General features: G+C 68.0%; 9 protein-coding genes. All 9 read right to left on the bottom strand.

Translation table 11 applies throughout. The annotated features are described in order from the left end of the window. The coding region (locus ACZZ93_RS18270; protein WP_463511710.1) for a pseudouridine synthase at positions 1-535 on the bottom strand (535 nt) is incomplete at its 3' end. A 2-nt stretch (positions 536-537) separates the two neighbouring features. After that, positions 538-1,128, bottom strand: coding sequence for a signal peptidase II (gene lspA / locus ACZZ93_RS18265; protein WP_463511772.1), 591 nt, complete (start codon positions 1,126-1,128; stop codon positions 538-540). A gap of 51 nt (positions 1,129-1,179) precedes the next feature. Continuing rightward, positions 1,180-1,788, bottom strand: coding sequence for a DivIVA domain-containing protein (locus ACZZ93_RS18260; protein ID WP_053096747.1), 609 nt, complete (start codon positions 1,786-1,788; stop codon positions 1,180-1,182). Positions 1,789-1,940: 152 nt separating this feature from the next. Then, positions 1,941-2,240: a YggT family protein gene (locus ACZZ93_RS18255; protein WP_053096749.1), complete on the bottom strand. Its 300-nt coding sequence runs from the start codon at positions 2,238-2,240 to the stop codon at positions 1,941-1,943. A gap of 3 nt (positions 2,241-2,243) precedes the next feature. Further along, positions 2,244-2,708 carry a cell division protein SepF gene (locus tag ACZZ93_RS18250; protein ID WP_053096751.1) on the bottom strand — a complete coding sequence of 155 codons (465 nt, stop codon included), beginning with the start codon at positions 2,706-2,708 and terminating at the stop codon, positions 2,244-2,246. Positions 2,709-2,751: 43 nt separating this feature from the next. Further along, positions 2,752-3,456 (bottom strand): YggS family pyridoxal phosphate-dependent enzyme, encoded by a 705-nt coding sequence (locus ACZZ93_RS18245; protein ID WP_056278955.1) that lies wholly within the window; start codon positions 3,454-3,456, stop codon positions 2,752-2,754. Continuing rightward, entirely contained in the window at positions 3,453-4,604 is a 1,152-nt protein-coding gene (gene ftsZ, locus ACZZ93_RS18240; RefSeq protein ID WP_463511709.1) for a cell division protein FtsZ, read from the bottom strand. The genes ACZZ93_RS18245 and ftsZ overlap by 4 nt, the downstream gene beginning before the upstream one ends. A 175-nt stretch (positions 4,605-4,779) precedes the next feature. Further along, positions 4,780-5,727, bottom strand: a complete 948-nt coding sequence (locus ACZZ93_RS18235; RefSeq protein WP_447647591.1) for a cell division protein FtsQ/DivIB — start codon at positions 5,725-5,727, stop codon at positions 4,780-4,782. A 3-nt stretch (positions 5,728-5,730) separates the two neighbouring features. Next, entirely contained in the window at positions 5,731-7,128 is a 1,398-nt protein-coding gene (murC, locus tag ACZZ93_RS18230; protein WP_053096759.1) for a UDP-N-acetylmuramate--L-alanine ligase, read from the bottom strand. Positions 7,129-7,130: the final 2 nt, after the last annotated feature.

The raw sequence follows: 7,130 nt of genomic DNA, 5'->3' as shown, positions 1-7,130 counted from the left end.
CGGGGTGCCCCTGGACGACGGCGTGATAGATCTTCTCCACCGTGCGCTCCTTGAACGCGTGCTTCAGCGACGAGTACGCCGTCTCGCTCTTGGCGACGACCATGAGCCCGCTGGTGCCGACATCCAGACGATGCACGATCCCCTGCCGCTCCGGAGCGCCACTGGTGGCGACCCGGAACCCCGCCGCTGCGAGAGCGCCGACGACGGTCGGCCCCTCCCATCCGAGCGAGGGATGAGCGGCGACGCCCGTGGGCTTGTCGACCACGACGATGTCGTCATCGTCGTAGACGATTCCGAGTTCCGGAACCGCGATCGGGATGATCCGCGGCTCCTCCTTCGGCTGCCACTCCACCTCGAGCCACCCTCCGCCGCGCAGGCGATCGGACTTGTCGAGCGTCACCCCGTCGACGCGCACGCCGCCCGCCGAGGCGACCTCGGCGGCGAAGGTGCGCGAGAAGCCCAGCATCTTCGCGAGTGCCGCGTCGACGCGCGTCCCGTCCAGCCCGTCAGGAACGGGGAGGGTGCGGAATTCCATGCTCAGCGTCCGTCCGCGGCGGCGGCATCCGGAGAGGCGGTACCCGGGCGAGAGGTGTGGCCTCCGGTCTCCTCGGCCAACGCGGCAGCCTCGGCTTCGTCATCGGTCTCCACAGGAGCGTGGTCACGCTCCCGGGTGCCGTCGAAGCGGAGTCCCAGCACGACGAGCAGCGCGACCGAGATCATCCCGGTGACGATGAAGATGTCGGCGACGTTGAAGATCGCCGGCATCATCCACGGCATCGAGATCATGTCGACCACGTGCCCCATGGGGAAACCAGGATCGCGGAAGAGACGATCGGTGAGGTTTCCGAGCACTCCACCGAGCAGGCAGCCCAGGACGACGGCCCAGAGGCGTGACTGAAGACCCAGGGCCTTCCACACGATCACACCGGCCACCACCGCCAGAGCGATGGTGAAGATCCATGTGACATCGGATCCGAGCGAGAACGCTGCGCCGGGGTTGCGCACGTAGTACAGCTGAAGGAACTCACCGAGCACCGGCACCGGCTGCTGGAGCGGCAGGTTCTCGGTCGTGAGGTACTTCACAAACTGATCGGCGGCCAGCACGATCGCTGCGAGAACCGCAACTATCGCGCCGGCCGCCGACCGACGAAGGGGACGGCGTCCTGGCAAAAGGACGACCTACAGTCCGATCGCGGAAACCGGAGTCGAGTCCGTCGACGCCGACTTCTCGTCGAGATCGCGGAGCTGACCCTCGATGTAGCCGCGCAGCTGCGAGCGGTAATCGCGCTCGAAGTTGCGGAGCTCGGTGATCCGGGCCTCGAGGGCGTTGCGCTCGCGCTCGAGACGAGCCGACTCTTCGCGCTGCTTGGCCTCGGCCTCCGTGCGGATGCGGTTGACCTCGCCTTCGGCCTCGGCGATGAGCTGGGCGCGCTTGGCCTCACCCTCGGCGACGTGCTCGTCGTGAAGGCGCTGAGCGAGCTCGATGATGCCGGCGGTCGCAGTCGCCGAACCCGACGGAGCGGGCTCCGCGGGAGCGGCAGCAGCAGGCGCAGGAGCCTCTTCGACCACGGCGGCGGGTGCCTCTGCAGCGGCTGCGGGAGCGGCCGGTGCATCGCCGGACTCGTACGCGGCCAGCTTGGCCTTGAGTTCGACGTTCTCTTCGAGGGCCTTGCGCCACTCGATGACGATCTCGTCGAGGAAGTCGTCGACCTCGTCCGGGTCGAAGCCGTCCTTGAAGCGGACGTGCTGGAACTGCTTGGTGACGACGTCATCCGGGGTAAGTGCCATGGTGGCTCCTTCGATGAGTTCGGTTGCCAGTTTGGAATGGCGTGGTCGAGATTCGGCGCGAACCCGGGGCGCGCACCTGGGAGCCAAGCATAGTCCCCGAGCCTGTCAGTCGCGATCCCGCGACACTCCAGAGCGCCGAAGTCCCAGGGGTCTCAGATGAAGCTTCGGACGACACTCATCAGGATCAGCACGATCAGGATGGTGATCGAGAAGCCGAAATCCAGAGAGAGCGAGCCGATTCGCAGAGGAGGGATGATCCGCCGGAAGAACCGGACGGGCGGATCGGTCACCGTGTAGACGAGCTCAGCCGCGACGAGTCCGGCGCCCTTCGGTCGCCACTCCCGATTGAACATCGGGATGTAGCTGAGAATGAGTCGGGCGAAGAGCACCAGCAGGTACAGCAGCAAAGCCAGATGTACGATGCTGGCGACGATGGAGACGACGAACCCCACGGTCTACGACTGGTCGAAGCCCGCGGACTCGGCGTCCGCGTGCGCGATTCCCCCGTGACCCGAGACCGCGATGTTCTCCGGCGACAGGAGGAAGACCTTCGACGTGACCCGCTCGATGCGGCCGTACAGGCCGAGCGAGAGTCCGGAGGCGAAATCGATCAGACGGCGGGCGTCTGCGTCGCTCATCTGCGAGAGATTGATGATGACCGGCACACCTTCGCGGAAGCTCTCCGCGATGAGCTGAGCATCGCGATACTGCTTCGGGTGCACGGTGAGGATCTCGTTCACTGCCCCTCCTGCGGGCTGGCGCACGGCGACGGGGCGCCGTAGCGGGGTCACGGGCGCGGGAGCGGGCTCCTCGCGTTCGCGCTCGCGGTGCGAGCGGGCCGGGGTCGGCTCCTCCTCGTAGACCTCTTCCTCGTCAGCGAGGCCGAGATACACCATGGTCTTCTTCAGCGGGTTACCCATCGTGTCCTCCGGTTCGAACGTGTCGGGTTGGTCTGTTCACAGGTTAACCCCGGTCGGGGCGGGGTCCCGTGATTGCGGAGCCGATCCGCAGGTGTGTCGCGCCGGCCTCGATGGCCTCGACGAAATCGCCCGTCATCCCTGCGGACATCCAGGTCGCCGACGGCTCGACGGCGCGCACGCTCTCTGCGATCGAGTGCAGGCGCGCGAACGCGGAAGCGGGTTCCTCATCGAGCGGCGCGACCGCCATCACACCGCGAAGCCGCAGCGAGGGCAGCGTCATGATGTGCTCGGCGAGAGAGGCCGCCTCGGCGGGCGCGACGCCGCCGCGTCCGTGATCATCGGTGAGATTGACCTGCACGAGCACGTCGAGAAGGTCATCCCCGTCGGCCGCCCGATGCAGTGCGTCGGCCAGCCGGTCGCGGTCTACCGAGTGCACGGCATCCGCGCTGCGGCGGATCGCACCGGCCTTATTGGTCTGCGCCTGCCCGATGAAGTGCCACCGGAGGTCGAGGTCCGTCAGCTCGGCGGTCTTCGACGAGAGCTCCTGCTGGCGGTTCTCCCCCACGTCGCGCACACCCAGCGCGTGCAGCTCGCGAACGAGCGACGACGGGTGGAACTTGGTCACGACGATGCGGGAGATCTCCGCCGGGTCCCTGCCGGCCAGGCGCGCGGCGTCGGCGATCCGATGATCGATCGCCGACAGCCGCGCTGCCAGACCGGACCCGGCCTGGCCCTGCGCCTGCGTCACTTCAGGAATTCGGGGATGTCGATGTCGTCGTCCGCGAAAGCAGGCTCGATGCTCGTCGCCGGGACGCGCTGCTGCGGCTTCTCGGGCGCGGGCGCCTCGGCAGCGAGCTTGCTCTCCTCGTCGTTCGAGAGCGCCACCTCGGGCAGCGTGCTGGCCGCGGCGGGCCGCGAGACGACCATGGGGTCGAGGCGCAGCGAAGGCTCACCGCTGTCGAAGCCGGCCGCGATCACGGTGACACGCACCTCGTCGCCGAGCGTGTCGTCGATGACCGTACCGAAGATGATGTTGGCCTCGGGGTGCGCGGCTTCCTTCACGAGGTCCGCAGCGTCGTGGATCTCGAAGATGCCGAGGTTCGAACCACCCTGGATCGAGAGCAGGACTCCGTGAGCACCCTCGATGCTGGCCTCGAGGAGCGGCGACTCGACCGCGAGTTCGGCGGCCTTGATGGCACGGTCGGCACCGCGTGCCGATCCGATTCCCATCAGTGCCGAACCGGCGCCCTGCATGACCGACTTGACGTCGGCGAAGTCGAGGTTGATGAGACCGGGAGTCGTGATGAGGTCGGTGATGCCCTGGACACCGGCGAGGAGCACCTGGTCTGCGGTCGCGAAGGCCTCGATCATCGAGATGCCGCGATCGCTGATCTCGAGCAGACGGTCGTTCGGCACCACGATGAGGGTGTCGACTTCTTCCTTCAGCTTCACCACACCGGCTTCAGCCTGGCTCTGACGACGACGGCCTTCGAACGAGAAGGGCTTCGTCACGACGCCGATGGTCAGTGCGCCGATCGACTTCGCGATGCGCGCGACGACGGGGGCTCCACCCGTTCCCGTTCCACCGCCCTCGCCTGCCGTCACGAAGACCATGTCGGCACCGGTGAGCGCCTGCTCGATCTCCTCGGCGTGATCCTCGGCGGCGCGACGGCCGACCTCGGGGTCAGCGCCGGCGCCGAGTCCGCGAGTGAGCTCGCGACCGACATCGAGCTTGACGTCGGCATCGCTCATGAGCAGCGCCTGCGCGTCGGTGTTCACTGCGATGAACTCGACTCCGCGGAGCCCGAGATCGATCATGCGGTTGACGGCGTTGACGCCGCCACCGCCGACGCCGACGACCTTGATCACGGCGAGGTAGTTCTGGTTCTGGCTCATGGCCGGCCTCCGAATAGTCGAGCCTGTCTGGGGTGAGATTCCGCGGGCCGAACCTTAAACCTCAACTAGAGGTGTAAAGTATTTCCCGGTATTGGTTTCTCTTGTTCGAAGGTAAGCGTCACGTCCCCGCGCACACGCAGCGACACGGGCGTGTCGCCCGTTTGCCGTCGAAACCTCAGCCCACGACCACCGCATGCGGCGATGTGACATCGATCGTCGACGCCTCAGGATTGCTGAGCAGCGTCTTCGTGAGCACTTCGCTCTTCATCGGGGAGTCATCCGAGCTGCCCCAGACGACCGTCAGCCCGCTGCTGAGCGTCAACGTCACGTCATCAGCTGTCGTGGCCCGCACTCCGGTGAGCAGCGCGCGCAGATCAGCGGGCACGGAGCGCACCACGAGACCCGCACTCTCGAAGGCGACCGAGTCGGTGCCTCCGTCGATGTCGAGCACCGGCTGTCCCGCCGGCTGATCGGAGGTCGTCGCCAGCGCGACGCCCGCGGCGTCGACGAGCGTATAGCCCGCATCCGAGCGGATCACGCCGACCGGCGTGCGCTCGACGATCCGCACCGTGAGATCGTGCGGCGGCTTCGCCTCGAGCGCATAGGTCTCGATCAGCGGGAATCCCAGCAGCGCGGCCTTGACCTCGCTCGAGTCGACCAGCGCCAAGGGGGTGCCCACCTGCTCGCCGAGGGCGGCCTCCACCGCCGCGGCATCCAGCGTCGTCGCGCCCACGACCGTGATCTTCTCCACGGCGAACAGCGGGCTGTACGCCGCGGCGGTGGTGCCACCGATCAGCAGGACGACAGCACCGACCGCGCTCAGCCAGATGATGCGACGCCGTCGGGAGCGCTGCGTGAACCGTCGGATCTCGGCCCGCAGCGCCTTGCGTCTCGCTCGCGCCGCCCGCCAGACGTCCCGCGTCGATGTCGGCCGCACCCCGGCATCCCCGTCGATGTCCGCACGGACGTCGGAGTCGAGGCCGACCGCCGCGGCCTGCGGACCTGTGCGTTCGTCCTGCTCGACGTCCCGCGCGCGCCCTCGCGTCGCCGGACCCTCCCGTCGCCTGGGCGTGTCCTCCGCGGTGCCCGCGGGAGGCGTGGGAAGCGGAGGCGGACGACGCATGCGTCAGACCTCGGTGGTCCGCAGAGACTCGAGCACCTGCGGGATGATCTGGTAGACGTTGCCGCAGCCGAGCGTGACGACGAAATCGCCGTCGCGAGCGACGGACGCCGTGTAATCGGCTGCCTGCTGCCAGTCGGCGACGAAGTGGACGTGCGACGGGTCGTGGAACGCCCCGCTCACGAGCTCTCCCGTGACGCCCGGGACCGGATCCTCGCGAGCACCGTAGACGTCGAGCACGACCGTGTGGTCTGCATACGTCTCCAGCACGTCCGCGAACTCGCGGAACATGTGCTGCGTTCGCGAGTAGGTGTGGGGCTGCTGGATCGCGATGATCCTGCCCGTGCCGGCGATCGATCGCATCGCCTCGAGAGCCGCCCGCACCTCGGTCGGGTGGTGGGAGTAGTCGTCGTAGACGGTGACGCCGCGCTCGACGCCGTGCTGCTCGAGGCGGCGGACCGTGCCGGCGAAGCCCTCGACGGCCTTGGCGGACTCGGTCAGGCCGAAGCCCACCGAGAGGAGGACCGCGATGGCGCCTGCCGCGTTGATGGCGTTGTGCACGCCGGGCACGGCGAGCTGGAGGCGCACGCTCTCGGCTCCGGAGCTGACGGTGGCCGAGACGGGCCCGGCCGCCACGATGTCGGTCACCCTGACATCGGCGTCCTCCGCCTGCCCGAACGTCACGACGTTCGGGTGCGAGAGCCCCGCTCCCACTCGCAGGGCGCCGGCGTCGTCGCTGGAGATCACGACCGCCTCCGTGGCCGCGTCGGCGAACCGCACGAACGCGTCGTGGAACGCGTCGTCGGACCCGTAGTGGTCGAGGTGATCGGGGTCGACATTGGTGATCAGCGCGACAGCCGTGTCGTAGAGCAGGAACGTGCCGTCGGACTCATCCGCCTCGATCACGAAGAGCTCACCCGATCCGGTGGCGCTCGAGACGCCGAGCTGCTCGATCACGCCGCCGTTGACGAAGTTCGGGTCGGCTCCGAGCTGCTGCAGCGCGGTCACGATCATGCCCGTCGACGTCGTCTTGCCGTGCGCGCCGGCCACGGAGACCAGTCGACGCGATCCGATCAGCCAGTGCAAGGCCTGCGAGCGGTGGATCACGTGCAGCCCGCGCTGCTTCGCCGTGACGAACTCGGGGTTCTCCGGCCAGATCGCTCCGGTGTGGACGACCGTGTCGGCATCGCCGAGATGCGCCGCGTCGTGCCCGACGTGCACATCCGCTCCGGCGGCCGCGAGTGCGCGCAGGTTGTCGCTGTCGGCTCGATCGCTTCCCGAGACGCGGATCCCCGCGTCGAGGAACATCTTGGCGAGGCCGCTCATGCCGGATCCGCCGATGCCGATGAAGTGCGCGGAGGAGATCGACTCGGGGATCGGGAGGGAGAGGTCAGGTCTGATCATGT

This window comes from Microbacterium sp. AC026 (assembly GCF_979258475.1).
This window is presented reverse-complemented; position numbering and strand designations above follow the sequence as displayed.